Annotated in this window: 21 protein-coding genes; 5 read left to right on the top strand and 16 right to left on the bottom strand. The window is 43.4% G+C overall.

The genetic code is table 11. The features are described from left to right. Positions 1–93: 93 nt before the first annotated feature. The gene (locus HHK01_RS06010; protein ID WP_170006903.1) at positions 94–1,458 is read right to left on the bottom strand and encodes a stalk domain-containing protein; all 1,365 of its coding nucleotides are present in this window, start codon (positions 1,456–1,458) and stop codon (positions 94–96) included. A gap of 209 nt (positions 1,459–1,667) precedes the next feature. Here HHK01_RS06010 and HHK01_RS06005 point away from each other — a divergent pair, with 209 nt between their 5' ends. Next, positions 1,668–2,060, top strand: coding sequence for a DUF7147 family protein (locus HHK01_RS06005; protein WP_170006902.1), 393 nt, complete (start codon positions 1,668–1,670; stop codon positions 2,058–2,060). A gap of 89 nt (positions 2,061–2,149) precedes the next feature. Here HHK01_RS06005 and HHK01_RS06000 read toward each other — a convergent pair whose 3' ends face one another. From HHK01_RS06000 to ylbD, 5 genes are all read right to left on the bottom strand, one after another. Beyond that, entirely contained in the window at positions 2,150–2,443 is a 294-nt protein-coding gene (locus tag HHK01_RS06000) for a YlbG family protein (RefSeq protein ID WP_170006900.1), read from the bottom strand. 188 nt (positions 2,444–2,631) lie between these two features. Continuing rightward, positions 2,632–3,078, bottom strand: coding sequence for a YlbF/YmcA family competence regulator (locus HHK01_RS05995; protein WP_170006898.1), 447 nt, complete (start codon positions 3,076–3,078; stop codon positions 2,632–2,634). A 59-nt stretch (positions 3,079–3,137) separates the two neighbouring features. Continuing rightward, positions 3,138–3,557 (bottom strand): hypothetical protein, encoded by a 420-nt coding sequence (locus tag HHK01_RS05990; protein WP_170006897.1) that lies wholly within the window; start codon positions 3,555–3,557, stop codon positions 3,138–3,140. A gap of 238 nt (positions 3,558–3,795) precedes the next feature. Beyond that, complete coding sequence (locus HHK01_RS05985; protein ID WP_170006895.1) at positions 3,796–4,047, bottom strand: YlbE-like family protein; 252 nt, start codon at positions 4,045–4,047, stop codon at positions 3,796–3,798. Between the two features lie 24 nt (positions 4,048–4,071). Continuing rightward, positions 4,072–4,491: a YlbD family protein gene (ylbD, locus tag HHK01_RS05980; protein WP_170006893.1), complete on the bottom strand. Its 420-nt coding sequence runs from the start codon at positions 4,489–4,491 to the stop codon at positions 4,072–4,074. 139 nt (positions 4,492–4,630) lie between these two features. Here ylbD and HHK01_RS05975 point away from each other — a divergent pair, with 139 nt between their 5' ends. Further along, on the top strand, positions 4,631–5,113 hold the full coding sequence (locus HHK01_RS05975; RefSeq protein WP_170006891.1) for a PaaI family thioesterase: 483 nt from the start codon (positions 4,631–4,633) through the stop codon (positions 5,111–5,113). Positions 5,114–5,171: 58 nt separating this feature from the next. Here HHK01_RS05975 and HHK01_RS05970 read toward each other — a convergent pair whose 3' ends face one another. After that, a complete protein-coding gene (locus HHK01_RS05970) occupies positions 5,172–6,233 on the bottom strand; it encodes a CAP domain-containing protein (protein WP_170006889.1) in 1,062 nt (353 codons plus the stop codon). Positions 6,234–6,409: 176 nt separating this feature from the next. Here HHK01_RS05970 and HHK01_RS05965 point away from each other — a divergent pair, with 176 nt between their 5' ends. Next, on the top strand, positions 6,410–6,772 hold the full coding sequence (locus HHK01_RS05965) for a YugN family protein (RefSeq protein ID WP_170006887.1): 363 nt from the start codon (positions 6,410–6,412) through the stop codon (positions 6,770–6,772). A gap of 117 nt (positions 6,773–6,889) precedes the next feature. Here HHK01_RS05965 and HHK01_RS05960 read toward each other — a convergent pair whose 3' ends face one another. Beyond that, positions 6,890–7,186 (bottom strand): hypothetical protein, encoded by a 297-nt coding sequence (locus HHK01_RS05960; RefSeq protein ID WP_170006886.1) that lies wholly within the window; start codon positions 7,184–7,186, stop codon positions 6,890–6,892. Positions 7,187–7,516: 330 nt separating this feature from the next. On the opposite strand from HHK01_RS05960, the gene ytvI reads away from it, so the two are divergent. After that, positions 7,517–8,587, top strand: coding sequence for a sporulation integral membrane protein YtvI (gene ytvI, locus HHK01_RS05955; protein ID WP_170006884.1), 1,071 nt, complete (start codon positions 7,517–7,519; stop codon positions 8,585–8,587). A 49-nt stretch (positions 8,588–8,636) separates the two neighbouring features. Here ytvI and HHK01_RS05950 read toward each other — a convergent pair whose 3' ends face one another. From HHK01_RS05950 to cyoE, 7 genes are all read right to left on the bottom strand, one after another. Next, positions 8,637–9,098: a DUF420 domain-containing protein gene (locus HHK01_RS05950; RefSeq protein ID WP_170006883.1), complete on the bottom strand. Its 462-nt coding sequence runs from the start codon at positions 9,096–9,098 to the stop codon at positions 8,637–8,639. A gap of 64 nt (positions 9,099–9,162) precedes the next feature. Next, the gene (gene ctaG / locus HHK01_RS05945; RefSeq protein WP_170006881.1) at positions 9,163–10,068 is read right to left on the bottom strand and encodes a cytochrome c oxidase assembly factor CtaG; all 906 of its coding nucleotides are present in this window, start codon (positions 10,066–10,068) and stop codon (positions 9,163–9,165) included. A gap of 286 nt (positions 10,069–10,354) precedes the next feature. After that, positions 10,355–10,681: a cytochrome c oxidase subunit IVB gene (gene ctaF / locus HHK01_RS05940; protein ID WP_170006880.1), complete on the bottom strand. Its 327-nt coding sequence runs from the start codon at positions 10,679–10,681 to the stop codon at positions 10,355–10,357. A gap of 3 nt (positions 10,682–10,684) precedes the next feature. After that, positions 10,685–11,293, bottom strand: coding sequence for a cytochrome (ubi)quinol oxidase subunit III (locus tag HHK01_RS05935; RefSeq protein WP_170006878.1), 609 nt, complete (start codon positions 11,291–11,293; stop codon positions 10,685–10,687). Then, the gene (gene ctaD, locus HHK01_RS05930) at positions 11,293–13,146 is read right to left on the bottom strand and encodes a cytochrome c oxidase subunit I (RefSeq protein ID WP_407646951.1); all 1,854 of its coding nucleotides are present in this window, start codon (positions 13,144–13,146) and stop codon (positions 11,293–11,295) included. The genes HHK01_RS05935 and ctaD overlap by 1 nt, the downstream gene beginning before the upstream one ends. A 30-nt stretch (positions 13,147–13,176) precedes the next feature. Beyond that, a complete protein-coding gene (gene coxB / locus HHK01_RS05925; protein WP_170008680.1) occupies positions 13,177–14,310 on the bottom strand; it encodes a cytochrome c oxidase subunit II in 1,134 nt (377 codons plus the stop codon). A 177-nt stretch (positions 14,311–14,487) separates the two neighbouring features. Then, on the bottom strand, positions 14,488–15,429 hold the full coding sequence (cyoE, locus tag HHK01_RS05920) for a heme o synthase (protein WP_170006875.1): 942 nt from the start codon (positions 15,427–15,429) through the stop codon (positions 14,488–14,490). A 500-nt stretch (positions 15,430–15,929) separates the two neighbouring features. Here cyoE and HHK01_RS05915 point away from each other — a divergent pair, with 500 nt between their 5' ends. After that, positions 15,930–16,889 carry a COX15/CtaA family protein gene (locus HHK01_RS05915; protein WP_407646937.1) on the top strand — a complete coding sequence of 320 codons (960 nt, stop codon included), beginning with the start codon at positions 15,930–15,932 and terminating at the stop codon, positions 16,887–16,889. 167 nt (positions 16,890–17,056) lie between these two features. Here the strand turns inward: HHK01_RS05915 and pyc are convergent, their stop codons facing one another. Beyond that, complete coding sequence (gene pyc, locus HHK01_RS05910) at positions 17,057–20,497, bottom strand: pyruvate carboxylase (protein ID WP_170006873.1); 3,441 nt, start codon at positions 20,495–20,497, stop codon at positions 17,057–17,059. Between the last annotated feature and the right edge of the window lie 21 nt (positions 20,498–20,518).

Below are 20,518 nucleotides of genomic sequence, written 5' to 3'. Positions count from 1 at the left end.
TGTCGAAATAAAATCCAGGAAAACTATTGGCACTGACATACCGTTCGACAAAATTCTGGGCGTACCACTGTTTCGAATGGGGCAAGCCGAGGGTCATTCCAGAGTGATGGATTCGTTCGTTTCTTGCCAACGGTAGGGTGTGATTTCTTCTATCCAGCCTGTGCCAATCCAGAGTTCGTCCTTGATACGTAGCAGTGGGTTTTCTAGCAGTCCGTATCGTGCGTCATTATAGAGAAAGCTATTTTGATTTTCGTAGAACCGGAACGTGTCTTCTCCGCGACGCGCGAGGATCATTTGTTCTTCTGAAAAGCGTTCCACTTCGTATCCAAGCGCAGTAAACATGCGCATAAACGGTGTGTAGGGATTGTCCTCAATCCATATAATGTCCACATCATTCTGGAATTCCTCGTTAAATTGTACAGGTCGCTTGTCATACCAAAACAGAGGAATCTGTTTTTCGGAAGTTTGCGCTGTAAAGTATGAGGTATCCATTCCGTACACTGCAGACAGGAATTCATCTAGCAATCTCCTATTTAATAAAGGGGCTTTCTCTACAGACTGCTTCCACTTCTCCCACTGTGTCTCGTCAAGAGACTTTTGTACAGATTGCAAAACGGGCTCATTATCAATATCTCCGATCATAAGGGCGACTACCCAGTCTACTACTCGTCCATCAACAGGTTGTGTCATCTTCCCTTTTACAGTCGCTTCTAGTACAAGTGTTTTTAGCCCGTCTTCGGTCGTATCCTGCCCAACTAGCACTGTATTGACAAAAGAACGAGACTCAGGCAAATTTGTATAGATTAAGTGGATAGGAACATCAACATTGAGTGGGCTGATCCTTGCCAACAAGGGTTGCTCGCCAAGTTGAACATCCTGCCACACACTGAGTTGATCATCATCTGTTGCCAGCTTCTTAAATGTGTCAACAGGTAAGCGGGTTAACGTATACGCTGGCACAGACAGCGTCTCCTCATAGTAGGCAATCACTTCAAGGACATTCCCACCTATTTGCCTTCCGTTTACAAACCAACTGGAAGGGCTGGTAGATGATTCTTCAATCGTTATCGTTTCAGAGTATGTATCTGGAAGCGTTTCTTGCCATAGAGGAAACATTCCTTCTTTCACGATGCCATTAAAAGGTACACTGTAACGATATTGGAAAGCTAGCCCCTCATCCACCCCAGCTTTCCTATCATCAGCTACACAAGCCACTTCTTCATCTCCTAAAAAACAACGCACGTCTTTGGTTGATGGGGGAGGCGACACGTTGACAAGTGAAGGGTAAGTCTGTGTAATGTTGAGTGTATCGTTACGTACAACAATATCTGTCGTGACACGAAAGGTTGCCTCTTTTTTGGAGGACTGAGAAGAAGTTGAGGTTGATTGGAACCATTGCCATCCAAGCAAAGTAAAAAACGTCAACAAAGTGATTAGAAAAACGAAGAAGGTTTTCAACAGACTAGCTCCTTGTCCAGGGAATGTTAAGATAAAATCTTCACAGGAAGAAAAAGATTTGGTAAAGTTCAACTATCATCAAACATTTTTAACTGATGGTTTATTTGAAAAGATAACGGGATTGCCCAAACTTAATAGGACTTGCGGTTCACAAAATGAAGGTGTTCACACAGGTCTGTCCCAGATCACACTGAAAGGAAGAAATACGCATGATGCAACGATGTATCGAACTTGGAGAAGGGTACGCAGATGTGTACGAACTGTTTTCTCTCGCTCGTAATATGCCGGGGAGAGTTCACAAGTTTATTGTCCTCCATTCTATAAAACAGGACAAACCGGTCGCCTCGTTTGTCCTTATTTTGAAGCCAACGTCACCTGGAGATTTTCAGCCAATCTATCTTTGTAGAGAAGGCATTCACTCTACAATAAACGGACAACCAACGAAACGATACTCCATGTTCCAGGATGTAGCGTCCTCTTATGGTCTCTCTCTCGTTGAACTCGAAGTGAAGGGATCTGATCAGTTCGCTGAGCTCGCGCTTTACTATCAATATCTCATCGGTATCTTCCGCTTACAGCATCTCCTACCCCCACTGGCATAAAAAGCACCATCAAGATCGTGAAACAGATATCAAAAGAAGCAAAGTGAACCGCTACCCATTTGGTGGCGGTTTTATAAACAACCGGTTAGCTATGCCTTGAGTTTATAGTCGTATTCTTTCGCTTTATCAGGACTGGAATTTTCATATTGTGTCTCCACAAACGGTTTAAAGGAAGGCTCGACATGCCTTACAAATGGAAGCTTGTTGGCTTTTTGAATAGTCCACTCGATTTGATCTTGATCAAGATAGATAACGGCATATTTCAACTTTTTAGATACGTATGTCACGTGACCGAATCTTCGCAAGCTACGAACAGGCTTCAGTGTATGAAGGTAAATGACAATCGCTTGTCTGTTGTTCCCTACCAATAGCCCGCACCTCATTTCTCCATTACATTGGTTTGCTTTAGCATAGCATGGAAGTATACATGGTGCAACGAACGGGAGAGTCAATGCGCAGGGGGTTATCGTTCAAATCATGGGAGTGTCCGTCAAACCCCGTCAAAGTTTTATTCAACAAAAAACCCCCTTCTCAAAGAGCTTTATGCTCCCAAGAAGCGGGTCAACTTCCTTTATGCTGAACATTGGCACGAACCGCCAGATCCGCAACCACCGGAACAGCTTGATGCCGACGTGAAAAATGGATTGCCTGTTGTTACTTTCACATGCTCACTGACCGCATGTCCAACTAAAAGGCTCACCTCGTCCAAAACCGACTGTAACGAGGTTTCGGCGCGTTTAAACGCCGACATTTCATCGTCTAAGTCCATCTCCCGCTTTGCCATCCGAACTTCTTTTGAGATTTTCTTATAGTCTGGATGATATTTCCCAAAACGCTGGACATCGTCATATAAATCACGCCACTTTAAGAATGCACGAATTTTCTCTTGAGTCGACTCGTTACTTCTCACGTTCTCAAGGGCTTGCTGGTATTCTAGTGCAAGTTCACTAGTTGAAATCGCACGTGCCAATTCTACGGCCTCTTCTTGAAGAAGTACACGTTCATCCGTTGCAAACAAAGGCTTCACCCCCTAGTGCAAGTATAACATGAAAACGGGGAGAAACGCGAAGCACCAGCCTAGGGAATGTTTACCCAAAATTGTTGAGAGGGCTCCAATCGTTTTTCGCCTTCTCCTATGACAACAAGTTGAATGGAATGGGAACCTTTCCCTAGATTCTCTAGTTGAAAAGCTGGAGCAAAAGCCCTTTTCACAAGCTTGCCATCTACATAGACGAGAAGTGTGATTAACGGCTTTTCTGTATCATTCTCAACAAATGTATACTGTGGGAGTTGACAATCTATCCACACTTCTTTTCCTTGCACAATATGTGAAACTTGCCACTCATTGGACGCTTCGGTTGCCAACACTCCTTGCACATTTGTGGAGGCAAACGATGCGTATTCTTTAGCGGTTACACTCTCAGGTTCCGGAATCTCATCTGTGCAACCAGTTAGTAACAATAGTCCTGCTCCGGTCATTTGTAAAATGTGTTTCATTACCGACTTCCTTTCCAGGATGAATTCTCACTAGTTTCCCCCATCTGGAAATGGCTATGTATAGCAACAAAATTGGGACCTGTTCTGAACCGGTGTAACAGGTTTGCCTTGGTGCTGCTCGCGAATTCTTTGCCCCGGAACGTGTATTCTGATCCCTGCACGTGGATTCTTGTCCCAAAAAGACTCGGCATAAGCACCAGGGTTAATTCGACGGGCATTTTTTAAATGCTTTGAGACCTCACTGCGAGGCCTCATTGGACTGATTCATCGTTTGAAACATGCTCATCATCATCGTAGCCATTTGCACACCGCTGGAAAATTTTTGCACACGGTGTGGGATCGTTTTTTGGAAATAGTGAAGACTATCGACCTCAAGCTGCTGTAATTGTTCTGGTCTTTTCATCAGCTTACGGTACCAGATGGGTTGTTCTCGTAAAAATCTGAGCCATTCCTCATTTTGTTTAATGGTTCGATATAGATCTTGTCTCAAGCGATGTCCCTCCTCTTGTTTACCTTAATCCTTTCGAAACGAAAAGAGTCCGGGTCCACTGCTGTTTGTACTGGATGCTTGCGATGATGAGCTACCTTGAAACTGTGATAGCACTCCTTGTATTGCCGTAATGGCTTCATTCGCACTGTGCAAATGTTTTTGAATCGTTTCGGCATCCATCTTTTTCACAGAACCTAACAACACAGATAGCATTTCACCACTAGACTTGCTTCCTTCTTCATCTGGTTTCTTCTGTTCTGCTAGGGCACGGGCCTCTTCAGATTTGTACTCATCCCATTTTGGATCGTCTTCTCCAAATAAAGCCCAGTCTTCAAAATGCTCTTGCCACGAGCTGTTCCCTTTCCGCACTTCTTTAACGAGACCGGGATGCTCCTTGACAAACGATTTAAATTGCTCCACAGACGGATGAAGTTGTTTTGCCATAGGAAATCACCTCAGCTTCTGCACATGGTTACTACATATATATGTTGTTGAACTTGGCCATGTGCTATTGTAGGAAAAGCAGGATGAGTAAATTGCCTATACACCACAAGGATTTAAACATATGGAGGGGATTGGTACTATGGAACTGGAACAAATAACGTCTTTTCTACAAGGGGCATCTGAGGAGGAGCAGCTTGTTCTCCAACAAGTGATAGAAGGATTACGAAGAAAGAGAAGCGGGGAGTACCGTTCGAGCATTGCCAGCGTACTTCTTTTAGAAAAGGAATTTGACCTAGAAGAACGAATAGCCAAAATGAGAATGCCGCTTACTACCCTCACACAAAATTCGCTCAGCATCGCCCATGGAGGGTTAACGGCTACTTTACTTGATACTGTCATGGGTACGTATGCAAATCTTCTTCTAAAGGGCAAAGGCAAAGCGGTTACATCTGAATTTCAAATTCACTACACCGCTGCTGGCACCGGCGACTACCTTGACGCAACGGCTACGTGCATTCATGCAGGAAACACCCGTCTCGTGATGGAAGGACGAGCCTTTCGAGAGGACGGCACACTTGTAGCGTTTGCAACAGGAAGTTTTCACGTTTTGGTTGATAATTGAAAAAAGGCTCCAACGGGTACCCTCGCCTGTTGGAGCCTTTCTTGTGTAGGAACCTGAACTACTGCACATCTTCCCACGTTTTCCGTATGAAATTTTGCGTATAGTAGCGTTGGTACACACCCACTCCTAAATGCGTATAGGACTCGTCTAACAAAGTCTCACGGTGGCCACGACTGTTCATCCAGCCCTCCATAGTAGCAGGGGCATCGACGTATTCTGCTGCGATGTTTTCACCTGCTTTTTCATAAAATACTTCTGCTGTTTCTAACCGATCTGCCAGACTCCCAGAGATCGGTGAATCGTGCGCAAAAAATTGCTCAGCTACCATTTCTTGGCTGTGGGAAAGGGCCACTTCTGACGTTTCTTCATCCCAGCTAATCATCGGGACATTGTTACGAATTCTAAGTACATTTGTCATCTCAAAGATTTGCTGGCTAGCACCATCTTCTGCTTTTTTCTGCTCTTCACTCGGCCGTTCTGCCGCTTCGTACAATGGGCCACGATACATCATCTCGTAAGGCTTATGTTGTACTAGCGTCTTCTGATCCAAAAAACGCACACTAGAGAGTGACTCGCTAAACTTATCTAAATAAAGCTGGGCATACACTTCCCCATCTCCTAATTTCAGCAGCGGACGATAATTCATATCTTCATCTGTTAACTCAAACTGATACGACGTACCTTCATATTCAAAAGATATATCGTTGTAAATTTGGAATTCGCTATAAATTTCAGATAAAGATTGTCCGATAGAAAATGGAGCCACATTCAAATCATCCCCTAGTGCGAACACCGTAACAACGCGGTCCCCTTCTACACCAACCTGGGCATACTCAGTTGGATTTTTCTGATACACCCACCAGTCATAATCATAAAAAGAGGGATCAATACGATCAGGTTGTCCAAGTAAAGATACGACCTCCTTTGTATCCTTCCCGATCAAAGTAGAAAGCCCAATTGTCGGTCGCTCAAGTGACGTCTCTTCATCTTGTAGTTCTTTTTTAGCAGAAGGAGGTTCCACGTATTGGCTCGGATTCGTTTCTTTACCAGATATAAGTACATAGACCCAAATAAAAAGTATAACAACTAGGAATACTCCGATACGTATAATAGTTTTCACATCGCACCGCCCTTTCTCTCTACTCTATGAATGCTTTCTTCTTTTTAGTATAGCATCTATAATGTAGAGAAAAAGCGATTTCACTTCAGTGGACGACATTTTGTGAAGGCATTGAAACTTTGGCAAATGTCGACTATTATTAAGGGGCGGAACTGCGTTAAAGGAGGCTGTACATAATGAAGATTGAAAATACAGAGCTTGAATTAAAAAAGGCTAATCTGTCTCGATTAGATGAAATCATGCAAAATTTTGGTCTATTGCGTGCAGACCAATGGGATTATGAGCGCGTCACATACGATCGTAGATTTGAAATGAAAGAAGGCACTTTCTACCTTCGCGTTCGTGCGTTTGCCATCGAAGGGGATGTGGGCGGTCGTCGTGATGCGATGATGCAAATCATGGTTCCTCTTCTTGGAAAGCATTACTACCCACATGGTGTTGAGTATGGGGACGGGGAACACTTCCCTAAAACACTTGTCAATCAATGTAATCGCATTCTTGCTGAAGTGAATGAAGTGTTAGAATCAATTGCTGAGTAATGCATGGTGGTTTCCATCATGCATTTTTTCTTTGTTATCGAATTATGACTTCTATGCAGGGAATTCTTTTGATTGTGACCAGTTTCCATGAATGGTTGAGTGCTCAGCTCATAAATGTTATCTACGAACGAGTCTCCTCCACCCACTCCCTATTCTTTTGCTACATAGGGTTTCAATAAGTACTCGTTCTACCGATACGTTAAAGAATGCTTCTATTTCTTCTTGAATGACCATTTGCCAATGAGTTAGCTTTTCTGTCAATCGGTGGGCCCGTAATACTCGAACTTTCACTACAATCGTCCATAGATCTCCTTGTGTATGCACATCTACCCTTTCGCAGTGGAGCTCATCTCTAAAGGGCAGTACGTGTGAGAAGATTTGTTTACAGGCAATTTCCGATGCTGACGCCTTCATTCTCCATTCCCCCCTGTGAGTGTTGTTATATTGTATTCGAGACCAGCCCAAAAGGTTCTTCAACGCGCCCAATCCCAGGTCTTTCCGCCGGTTTCCGACTCATCTCATACTGTGATGCCGGAACTGACTAGTACATGACAAGCACCGGTGTGTCTGGATCTACTAAAGTGGGTCTCTGGATTTGTGTTCGTAAGGGATAGATTTGCACATTTCTAGCCTTAGCATGCTGTCGGTGTATTTTTTATGTAATTTAATAACTGTACTCTCTTCCTCCTTCGTACTATAATAAAGTTAAAACATGTGTACGGTTATGATGAAAGGAGCAGCAGATTGATCCCGTTTATTCGTAAGCATCCGATTTGGTTTATTTTTCTTTTTCTGGTGCTGGCAGTTGTCTTGTTTTTTATTTTGCCAGCATCTGTACCTATTCTAGTTGCCTTTGTAACAGCTCTCTTGTTACATCCTCTTGTCCGCTTGCTCCATACTAAGACGAGAATAAAACGAGCAAGTGCAGTCATGTTCGTGTTCATTGGATTTTTAATTTTCCTTGGTTTGTCTATTTACTTCATCGTGACGCGTGTGATTACACAAGGAATTAGACTGATTGAGAATATCCCTACATACGTAGACAGAATTTTCCAAGGGGTGTCTGACCTTGAAGCGTGGGGAGAGCGGGCACAGGATTATTTGCCTAACGAATATGTGGCGGAAATTACGTTACAAGTAGAAACATTTTTAAAGAATGCACAAACAGACATTATTAGCCAGATTAACCTAGACTCCGTCATCAATTTCTCGAGTACGTTATTAACGAACATACCGAACGTTCTCATCGATGTGCTTGTCTATTTGATTGCACTGTTTTTGTTCCTATTAGAGCTCCCACGCTTAAAAAAGGGCCTCTACCAGTTTTTCACTGAAAAAACAGCTGACAAGGTCGATTTCATGGCGTCCCGTTTATCGTACGTTGTATTTGGCTTTGCCAAGGCACAATTTCTTGTCAGTCTTTTAATTTTTATCGTTTGCCTCATCGGATTGCTGATCATCGCCCCAGAAGTAGCATTACTTATGTCCATTATTATCTGGTTGATCGATTTAATCCCAATCATCGGAAGTATTGTCATTTTGGCTCCTTGGTCCATCTACCATTTCCTTTCAGGGGATGCGTCTCTTGCTACCGAACTTGCGATTTTAGCTGCAGTTCTGTTGATCATCCGTCGCACTGTTGAGCCAAAAGTAATGGGCAGACAAATTGGGTTATCGCCATTAGCCACACTGATTGCAATGTATCTTGGGTTAAAGTTACTCGGTCTGCTAGGATTTATTCTCGGTCCACTCCTTGTGATCGCCTTTAACTCAGCACGTGAAGCTGGGATAATTAAACTGAATTTCAAGCTTTAACACGAAAAAACGTGTCGCTCCCATGTGGCGACACGTTTTTTTCTTTGTGCTACGTACCTAAAATTGCTTTAATAACAGACGTCGTTTCCCCACCCTCATAAATTACGTATAGAAGCAAATAAACGGCTACGCCTGTAATGGCTGTAGAGAACCATACTATGCTCGTAATCGGTCCCATTTTGCGGTGCAGTTTATAGTTCTCTTTATAGCCTGTCGTTAATGAGATGATCCCGAAAACAGCACCTACTGTAGCGAGGGTAATATGGAAAATCAGAAAAATGGTATAGTATATTTCCAGCTCAGCTGGTCCACCAAAAGACGTATTCCCAACGAAAATGGTACGACTTGCGTAAATCAGGAAGAAAATTAACGCCAAAATTCCCGCTGTTGTCATCGTACGCATGTGGCTATCAATTTTTTTCTTTTTAATTTGTGCCCAACCGATGGCAACAAAAATCGCGCTCAACACGATAAATGTCGTCGACAATGTCGGTAAAATCGGTACACCCATGCCTCACACTCTCCCTTCGTAAATCAAGACAAGTACGTATAACGACACTTGTCATTTTTGTTAGCTATTCCTCAACTAGTTTATTCGAGTCGTACGAAAGGATTGGATCTCCCTCTTTCTCCGTTTCTTTTCGGAACCACTCAAAGAAAATTTTTGCCAAAATGATCCCATACACTACTTCTTGAATAATTTTCATTAATACTCCACCGAGCTGCTGATCATCCACCAATGGCATAGTATTAAATAATTCTGGGCCTGTTAGATTTAATCCAGCTAACGCATCCTCCGACACACAAAGTGCCATCGCCTGTGTCCACATTGTAAAATTTGAATACGTCCCATACAAAGGCGTATCGGCAAAAATGATGAGCGCACAAGCAGGCGTTAGCAATACTCCACTTGCAAAAATATACCCTACCTTCTTAATTCCGGTTAATTGTTGCTCTTCGCTATAAGTGTTCCATAAAGGCCACCACATGAACATAGCGAGCATGAACAGAACAATCGTATAGGTGATATGTAGTGAAGGAGATATTTTCACAGCATCAAAGATCATCGGAATGTGGTAGACGGAAAATACGACGTTAAACAAAAGAAGTGCCATTATGGGCTTTGTGAAAAAACGAAAGAATTTATTTAGCCATTTCACCTGGAATACATACATCCATAAGGCATTTGGAATCGAACGTATAAGTAGCGGAGGGATAATCAAATACAAGATTGCCATCTGCGTCATATGAGCTGAAAACATAATGTGCCCAAACAAGTCAACCGGTGACCCTTTAACAGCATATAAAGTGATCATAGCTACTACGAAGTAAACCCCTTGTTTTCTTGTGATAAGGGCTTCTCGTCCATATCTGCTCGGAAGAAAAACAGTCACCCAAAAGAAAACAAACGTGACAAACATAACGAAACCGAAAAACCACGGGCTCCACAAGGCGCCAAATCCGAAGATAGATAAATTCAAAACGTGAAAATGTCACTCCTTAACTTCAAATTGAGTAAAATCACATGATGTTTGACCAAACACGCAACAAATTAAAATAGCAGGTCATTGACGCAATTGAGAGAACGCATCCCCTTCTACACAAAGTAGAGCTTATCCTCTATTATACCGTGTCACAAAAATGAAGTGCAATTGACTAGAAAAACTCCTACCCTAATTTTATTGGACTTTCAAAAAGTGTTCAAAAATTTAGGGATGTTAAAAAGCGAAAAAAAGCAACCGGAAGAGTACCGATTGCTTTTTCATCTCACAAATTCACGATTGTCAAAAATGTGAGTATAGTCAAGAACGCAACGAGTACACCAGAGTAAAGAAACAGCGTGACGGTTTCGTGACCTTTATGACTCATGTGCATGAAATAATACAGTTGAAAAATCACCTGTACGACGGCAAGTAAAAGAATGAACGGAGCAACGAAACCTCCAGCCATCTCAAACTCAACAGCAGCAAACGCCACAAAAGTGAGCGCTAACATCATGACGAACGTAACTAATTGAAATTTCATATCTTCTTTATTCTTTTTCTTACGGTACGCCACATCGACGCGCGGGTTACCTGTATTGTGTTGTTCCATACATTATCCCACCATTCCCATAAGATACACTACTGTGAAAATGAAAACCCATACGACATCAATGAAATGCCAATAAAGACTCGCTACGTAAAACTTCGGAGCGGTGTACAAGTTCAACCCGCGTTTTGCATTGCGAACCATTAAGGTAATAATCCAAAGAAGTCCGAATGTAACGTGAGCTCCGTGGAAACCAACAAGCGTGTAGAATGCTGATGAATAGCCACTAGTCGTATAGCCAAAATCTTCTCGAACGTAGTTGGTGAACTCATAAATTTCTAATCCAAGGAAGGACGCCCCTAATAATACGGTAATGCCTAGCCACAGTTGCATTTTTTTGAAATTAAAGTTCTTCATATGGTACATCGCATACACGCTAGTTAACGAGCTCGTTAACAAAATCAATGTGGCAGCGAGAACAATCGGAAGTTCAAACAGTTCATTAGACACTTCCGGATCGCGCAACGCCAAGTAGACTGCGAAAAGTGCGGCGAAAAGAACAGTCTCTCCCCCTAAGAATAACCAAAAACCTAAAAACTTATTGCGTGATTCTAACGTTGCTTTTTCGGGTGAAGAGGGCCACGTTTCATACGTGAATTTTTCTTGTGATTCCATTACCCTTTAACCTCCTCATCGTCCAGCAAATCCTCTTTATGAATATGATATCCGTGATCATCCTTGACGGAACGAACAAACATGGAGCCAAAAATGATCGCCAAACCGAGGACAAGGACAGGAATTCCCCAAACATAGTCACTATTATACAAGGCACCAAAGCCTGCCACGAACATTCCGAAAGAAATCATAAATGGAATGAAAGAATTGTTCGGCATGTGGATATCGCCAACAGGTTCTGCAGACGTTAATGCCTTCTTACCTTCCCCTTTTTCAATCCACCACGTATCTAGACCACGTACAAGCGGTAATTGTTTAAAGTTGTAAAACGGTGGTGGCGATGAGATCCCCCATTCCAATGTTCTTCCATCTCCCCATGGGTCGTTTTCAACTTTCTTCCCTTTCACTTGCGTCATAATGATGTTGATCAGCAAAATGAGCGTGGCGATTGCCATGAAAAAGGCTCCAACAGTACTCACAAGGTTTCCAGTAGAGAATCCTTGCCCTGGAAGGTACGTATAGATCCGACGAGGCATCCCCATCAGTCCTAAGAAATGTTGTACAAAGAACGTAAGGTGGAAACCTGTAAAGAAGATCCAAAACGTGACCTTTCCGAGTTTCTCACTTAACATTGTACCGAATATTTTTGGCCAATAGAAGTGCGTACCGGCTAAAAGACCGAATACAACTCCACCCACAATGACGTAATGGAAGTGGGCAACAACGAAATACGTGTCATGGTATTGGTAGTCCGCAGTTGCAACCGCGTTCATAATACCCGTAACCCCACCTGCAACGAACGATGGAATAAATGCAATTGCGTATAACATCGGTGTTGTGAAGGAGATACTCCCGCCCCACATCGTAAAGAGCCAGTTGAAGATTTTAATTCCCGTCGGAACAGCAATCGCCATCGTAGCTACGGCAAAGATCGCGTTGGCAATTGGCCCTAAACCAGTTGTAAACATGTGATGTGCCCATACCATGAAGCCTAAGAAACCAATTAATACTGTCGCAAAGACCATGGATGAGTAACCAAACAGGCGCTTCCGTGAGAATGTTGCAAAGATCTCTGAGAAGATACCGAAAGCCGGTAAGATTAAAATATAAACCTCTGGGTGACCGAATATCCAGAATAAATGCTCCCAAATGATCGTGTTACCACCAGCTGCCACATCAAAGAAATTCGATCCAAATAATCGGTCGAAAATCATGAGGAATAGCGCAACTGTTAGTGGAGGAAACGCGAACAAAATAAGTGCAGACACTACGAATGAGCTCCACGTAAAGAGAGGCATACGCATATAGGTCATCCCGGGTGCACGCATGTTAATAATCGTAACAAGGAAGTTAATTCCCCCGATTAACGTACCCGCACCAGATATTTGCAATCCAATCGTGTAAAAATCTACTCCATTTCCTTCTGAATTCATGGCTAGCGAGGCATAAGACGTCCACCCTGCATCAGGTGCTCCACCTAAGAACCAAGATAGGTTCAAGAACACACCACCAAAGAAAAACAACCAAAAACCTAATGAATTTAAGAATGGAAACGCAACGTCACGCGCTCCAATTTGCAACGGGACAACGGCGTTCATAAACGCAAAAATAAGTGGCATTGCTGCCAAAAATATCATGGTTGTTCCGTGCATCGTTAACACTTCGTTATATAAGCCACCGACAAGAAAGTCGTTGTTTGGAACCGAAAGTTGGATCCGGATCAACAACGCTTCTACTCCGCCTACGACGAAGAAGAATCCGCCTGCGAGCAAATATAAAATGGCGATTTTTTTATGGTCAACAGTTGTGACATATTCCCACAACGTTGCACCAAATCCCCTTTTGTGTGCCATGGTGCTCACGATGTAACCCCCCTACGTGTCTTAGTCTTGGACTTTCAACTCTAATAAGTATGCTGCTACTGCATCGATTTCATCTTCCTCTAGCTGATAAACACCCGTCATTTTGTTCCCTGGTTTGAATTGTTCAGGGTCGGAAATCCATGCCTTGAGATTTTCTTCATTATGCTCCAAAATCCCGGCAATTCGAGAACGCTCTCCGAAATTCCCAAGGTTCGGTCCTTGGGCGGATCCCTTTTCTGTCGGACTGTTGGAGTGACAACTAATACAGCTTTGTGTGAAAATTTGTTCCCCTTGTTGTGCAAGTTCCGTTTGTAAATCAGGAGCTTGTGCGTTCTGCATGTCAGTTACCCACGTGTCAAACTCCGCTCGATCTAAAGCTTTCACTTTGAAATCCATAAGAGCATGGGAAGGTCCACAAAGTTCGGCGCACTTACCGTAAAAGAGACCACCAGCCTCCTCAGACTTTGCGCTGTCAAACTCTAGCCAGAATTTGTTTATATTGTCCGGGTTAGTGTCCAACTTACCGCCGACTGCTGGAATCCAGAAAGCATGTTTAACATCAGCAGACGTTAAATTAAAGTACACTTTCTCATCCGTTGGCACAACAAGCTCTTGTCCTGTTACGATGCCTTGGTCTGGATATTCAAATTCCCACCAGTACAAGTTAGCGGTTACGTTGACGACGATAGCGCCTTCATCTTTACGTACTACAGGAGCTTCTTCACCTTCTTCGCCACCAGCAACCGCTGTTTCCTCACCTTCTTCAGGTTCCACAGCTTCTACTTCTTCACTTCCCTCAACATCAGCTAGATAGAAAGTACTAGTTACAGTAGGCACTGCTAACACGAGCAAAAGAAGAATCGGAATCACAGTCCAAATGATTTCGAGTTTGTGATTACCTTCCACTTGTTTCGGAATAGAGTCGTCCCCTTTTTTCCGACGGAAGCGGAAAATGACCACGAAGAAAATGATCATGACGACAATAATGACCAATACCATAATGATGGTACTTAATATCATTAAATCATACTGTGTTTGTGCGACTTCTCCCGCAGGCTGCAATGTAGATACAAATGGTTCTCCACAACCCGCTAAAACGAGCGTCGTAAGTACAAGCATTGGCAAGTACCGCCATTGTCGCAGCTTTTTTCTCATGACGTCATCAAACCCCTCTTTCATCAATAATTTTCCTCTTGGAACTTTATGTCAATTCTTCACATGAAAGAAAGAATTGCTTAGGTAAATACATCCCCATCCAGCTATACCTTATTGTTCGTTAGTACTGCCACATCTTATGTATCCCCATCCTAATTTCGGATGGAAACCAAACTATTAAAATGGAATAAACGTCACAATTACCATAGAAACAAACAGTATGGTTAAGTAATTAAGCGAATACACAAACATTCCCGTAGCCCACTTAATATCATCTTTCGCCCGCAATCCTTTGAGAGCAAGCACGAGCCAACCGATGTTCAGTGCTGTCGCTATAATAAGAAATACGGTACCAAGCGGGTACAAATAAAAAGGAAGTGGTAACAAGCACGCAACCCAAGCGATCATTTGTCGCTTTGTCACAGCAAACCCATGCACAACAGGAAGCATCGGTATTCCTGCACGCGCATACTCATCTTTTCTGCGCATCGCTAATGCTAAAAAGTGAGGCGGCTGCCAAATAAACATGATTAGAAAGAGCGCGATGGGTACAGAAGTCAGCTGCGGTTCTACTGCAGTCCATCCAATCAGTGGGGGAACTGCCCCTGAGATGCTCCCAACTACTGTATTAAAGGTTGTTTTACGCTTGCTCCACATTGTGTACAACACACAGTAAGTAAATGCCCCAATTAATCCAATAACTCCTGCCATAGGTGTTGTCAAAAACAACAACACAGAACCGATAGCAATAAAAAATAACCCCAGAGTTAATGCAGTTGCTGGTTGAAACCGACCAGACACAGTTGGACGATTTTTTGTGCGCTCCATTTTCGGATCAATATCACGATCAAAGTAGTTATTATAACTACAAGATCCCGCTATAACTAGTGATGAGCCAATCATCGCATACAAAACAATATCGAAATTCGCGAAAAACGAGCGTTCAGTAAAATAAAGGGCAAGCCATACTCCCGTGAACGTTGTCATCGCATTCGAGTTTACGATACCGATTTTTATGAGCGCGAGGAAGTCTTGCCAGGCCGATGTAGTCGTTGCTGCATTCAATGAATGCTTGTCATCATCCATAGTAGTTTCGTTTACCAATTTCGTGGTAGCCATTTTCTTCCCCCTTTCGAACAGTAGACGAGTGTCTACTTTATACCCACACGTATGTGAGTAGGACATGCGCACGTAAACATGCCTTCCTTTACTATAAACAATTTTATCCTTTTAAGCTATGGTTTGAGAAAAAAACAAAGGATTTTCAAAGTTTCGACACATTTACATTCCACATCATTTCTTTATAATCAATCACAATTTAAACACACTATGTTTCTTTTTTGTGACAAATTCCCCGAGGAGATATGGAGAATTTGTGTCACCTTAGAAAACCCCTCCCATTTCCCCTACTCATCCTACATAATAGGTACGAGCCATCACGGGTGACTTACTCAATTCCTTTAAAGTCGTATACAGTTGCACATACTACAAGGTGATCGATTCTTTGTAGACGACAAATTACTTGTTTTCTCTTGTCCTTACTTTATACTGATATGGGATTGTGATACAGTTATTTGTTTTGAAATAAAATGTTTTTATAAAAAGGGTGACACACAACATTGAAAAAACATAAAGGATTGAAGATACTAGCTGTTATTACAACGCTCGGGATGCTATTTGTTCTACTCGGCGGTGCCCTCGTGACGAAGACCGATTCTGGTGACGGGTGTGGAAGTTCTTGGCCGCTATGTAACGGAGAACTCATTCCGTCAGACATTACACCTGAACTCGTGATTGAGTTAGCTCATCGTCTCGTCTCTGGTGGTGTAGGTTTTCTCTTATTAGCTTTAGTGATTTGGTCATGGCGCACTTTAGGTCATATACGAGAAATTAAACCGCTCGCTGTCATCTCGTCATTTTTCTTGATTTTCCAAGCATTGCTCGGTGCAGCAGCCGTCATCTGGTCACAGTCAGAATTTGTTCTTGCTTTGCACTTCGGGATTTCTCTCATTTCATTTGCCTCTATTTTGCTTTTGACTTTTGTTATTTTTGAAGGAGGACAAGCGGAGAGAAAACCGGTATTATTTGATCGAAGGTTACGTTTCCACTTCATCGGCATCATACTATATGTGTATGCGGTTGTGTACACAGGCGCACTTGTTCGCCAAGCAAACGCCTCACTTGTTTGTCCTGATTGGCCAGGCTGTTCGAACACCGCTGGTCGGTTTTTTCCCACAAACTTTTACGAGTGGGTGCAAATGGGACACCGCGCTGCTGCTGGACTTGTTTTCGTCTGGCTAGGTTACATTTTATTTATCGTCTGGAAGCACTATCGGGCAGAAAAAACACTTTTGTACGGTGCTATCGCTGCATTTGTTCTTGTCACGCTTCAAGTGACAGCAGGAGCTCTTGTCATTTTAACCCGTTTAAGTTTACCGATGGCTCTTGCCCATGCACTCATCATTTCGTGTCTATTCGGTCTTCTAAGTTACTTTATCCTGTTAATAGATAGACAACGGGCATATGAGAGACGCCAGCGAAAAGAAGCCGACCATACTTCAACCGCAACAACGAATTAGTAAACCCTTGGGACTAGCGCCTTTTGTCAATTTTAGACCGATTTCACTGTGTACTTCTACGTGATGCGCGGCTAAACTGCACACTGTTTTCGCTTCTCGATTCGATCCTTTGCACGAAAAAACGCAAGCCCCCATCTCAGAGGCTTGCGTTTTTTCGTTTTTACTCGTTACTTCCTCTTCACCTCAATCAAAAGATCACCGGGCCCAATGGCATCACCAGCGACCACGTGAACCTTCTCAACAATTCCAGAGAATGGTGCTTGTACGGTAGTTTCCATCTTCATCGCTTCTGTAATAAGTAGGTAGTCCCCTTGTTGTACGGCTTCTCCTTCTTTCACAAGCGCTTCGATGACGGTTCCTGGCATTGTGGCACTGATATGTGATTCGTTTCCAGAATCCGCTTTTACTTTTCCGGTTACAGATGTTTGGGCGTGTTCATCACGGATCACGACTTCACGCGGCTGTCCGTTTAGTTCAAAGTACATCACTCGAGTTCCGTCAGCTTGTACTTGTCCGATGGAGAGCAATTTTACAATTAACGTTTTCCCTGTTTCAATTTCTACTTCCACTTCTTCTCCGAGGCGCATGCCATACAAGAATGTAGCGGTATCGAGAACTGAGACATCGCCGTAACGTTCCACAGTTGTCATATACTCTTGGAACACTTTCGGATACAAGCAGTAGCTAATGACTTCATGGTTCGTAACCGGGCGTTTTAACAAGTCGTACAGTTCGTTGCGTACCTGTTCAAAATCGATGTCTCCCATCAATTCTCCAGGTCGAACTGTGATCGGTTCCTTCCCTTTCAAGATGGCTTTTTGTACATCTTGAGGGAATCCACCAACTGGCTGACCGAGTTCTCCTTTGAACATCTCTATGACAGAGTCTGGAAAATCAATTGTGGCTCCCCGTTCGAGCACAGCCGCTTCGTCAAGATCATTTTGTATCATAAATAACGCCATATCTCCGACTACTTTTGAAGATGGGGTCACCTTCACGATGTCTCCGAAAAGGTGGTTCACGCGCCGGTACATGTCTTTCACTTCATCCCAACGTGTTTCAAGGCCTACTGCTTTCGCTTGTTGCTGGAGGTTGCTATATTGTCCTCCTGGCATTTCGTGCTCATAAATTTCTGGATGTGGGCTCATCATACCACTTTCAAAAGGCGCATAAACTTTGCGCGTATCTTCCCAGTAATGACTCAATTCCTTCGCTCCATCTAAAGATACATTCGGTCTCTGGTCATCCCGAAGAGCATAAAGAAGAGATTCCATACTCGGTTGAGACGTCATACCGGCCATCGTACTAATTGCGGTATCCACAATGTCCACTCCAGCGTCGATGGCTTTCATATACATGGCGATCCCGTTTCCACTCGTGTCGTGTGTGTGCAAGTGAATCGGAATCGTGACTGATTCTTTTAATGAAGAGATGAGGCGATACGCTGCCTCTGGTTTCAACAATCCGGCCATGTCTTTTATGGCCAAAATGTGTGCACCTTGCAACTCGAGCTCTTTAGCAAGCTGCGTGTAGTACTTCGTATTATATTTCGTACGAGTTGGATCTAGTATGTCTCCTGTATAGCAAATGGCTGCTTCAGCGAGCTTTCCTTGCTGTCGCACTGCATCAATCGCCACTTCCATTCCCTTTACCCAGTTCAAACTGTCGAAAATTCTGAACACATCCACCCCAGCGTAGGAGGATTTTTCTACAAACTCGCGAATAAGATTGTCCGGATAGTTTTTATAACCAACCGCATTGGAAGCGCGGAGCAACATTTGGAACAGCACATTAGGTACCTTTTCTCGCAATGTCAACAATCGATGCCAAGGGTCTTCTTTCAAAAATCGGTACGCTACATCAAAGGTAGCTCCCCCCCACATCTCCAACGAAAACATGTGTGAAAGGTGATGCGCACTAGCTTCTGCTACACGTTGCAGGTCATACGTACGGAAGCGTGTAGCGTGCAAAGATTGGTGTGCGTCCCGGAACGTCGTATCTGTTAGCAGCACTTGTTTTTGCGCGCGAACCCATTCAGCGACAGCCTCAGGTCCTTTTTCATCGAGTAACTGTTTCGTACCGTTCGGAGGCGCAACACCGATTCTTTTTTGCGGAATCCGCGTTGGTGAAAATACCGGTTTCTTATCGACCGTAATGCCTGGAAATCCATTGACAGTAATATCACTTATGTAGGTAAGCATCTTCGTCCCACGGTCTTTTCGCTTCGGGAACAAGAATAGCTCAGGTGTTGTGTCAATAAAGGACGTGTTGTAAGAGCCATTTCGGAACGCCTCGTGCTTCATCACGTTTTCCAAAAAGGCGATGTTCGTTTTAATGCCCCGAATCCGAAACTCTTGCAAATTACGAATCATCTTCGCTCTCGCTTGGTCGAATGTAAGCGCCCACGTCGATACTTTCACGAGAAGTGAATCGTAATAAGGCGTAATCACAGCACCTTGGAATCCGTTTCCAGCATCCAAACGTACCCCAAATCCACCACTGGAACGGTACGCCATAATTTTTCCTGTGTCTGGCATAAAATCATTCGCTGGATCTTCTGTTGTGACTCGAGACTGAATCGCATAGCCGTTCAATTGTACTTTTTCTTGATCTGCAAGACCGATTTCAGGATCTCCTAAATGGTGTCCCATCGCTACATAAAGCTGTGCCTGCACAAGATCAACACCCGTCACCATCTCGGTGATCGTATGCTCAACTTGAATGCGCGGATTCACTTCAATGAAATAAAACTCGTCGCCAGCTACTAAAAATTCGACGGTACCTGCATTCACATAACCTATTGAATTCATGAGCGCAACAGCTTGTTCGCAAATCTCCGCTCGCAAACGATCATCAAGACTGACAGACGGTGCAATCTCTACCACTTTTTGATGGCGTCGTTGAACCGAACAATCGCGCTCATATAAATGAAAAACTTGTCCGTGAGCATCTGCCAAAATTTGTACCTCGATATGTTTTGGCTTCTGAACGAACTTCTCAACGTACACTTCATCATTACCAAACGACGCTTTCGCTTCTGAGCGTGCTCGGTCAAACGCAGATTTCACATCTTCTTCTCTTTCCACAATTCGCATACCACGACCGCCACCACCGAGAGCAGCTTTAATAATGATCGGAAAACCATGATTCCGTCCAAACTCCAACACAGTCTCTGCATCGTGGGCAGGACCGTCACTACCAGGAATAACGCGCACGTTCGCTGCAATTGCCGCTTGGCGTGCTTTCACTTTGTCTCCAAAAGTGTCTAAGTGGTGTTCGTCTGGTCCGATAAATACAATCCCTTCTTCGCGACAGCGTCTAGCAAACTCCACATTTTCCGAGAGAAATCCGTAACCTGGATGAATCGCATCGACATCACTTTCTTTTGCAATGCGTAAAATATCTTCTATATCTAAATAAGCATCAATCGGCTTCTTGCCTTTTCCAACGAGGTACGCTTCATCAGCCTTGTAGCGATGATAAGCACCTGAATCTTCTTTTGAATAAATGGCAACTGTACGAATATTTAACTCGGTACACGCGCGAAAAATCCGAATTGCAATCTCTCCACGGTTTGCCACTAGTACTTTTTCAATAGATTTTGTCAAAGAAACCACCTCTAATTTTTA

It is taken from the genome of Bacillus fonticola (assembly GCF_012955605.1).
Classification (GTDB): domain Bacteria; phylum Bacillota; class Bacilli; order Bacillales; family JC228; genus Bacillus_CG; species Bacillus_CG fonticola.
The sequence above is the reverse complement of the archived record's forward strand: the minus strand, read 5'-3'. Positions and strand labels throughout refer to the sequence as shown.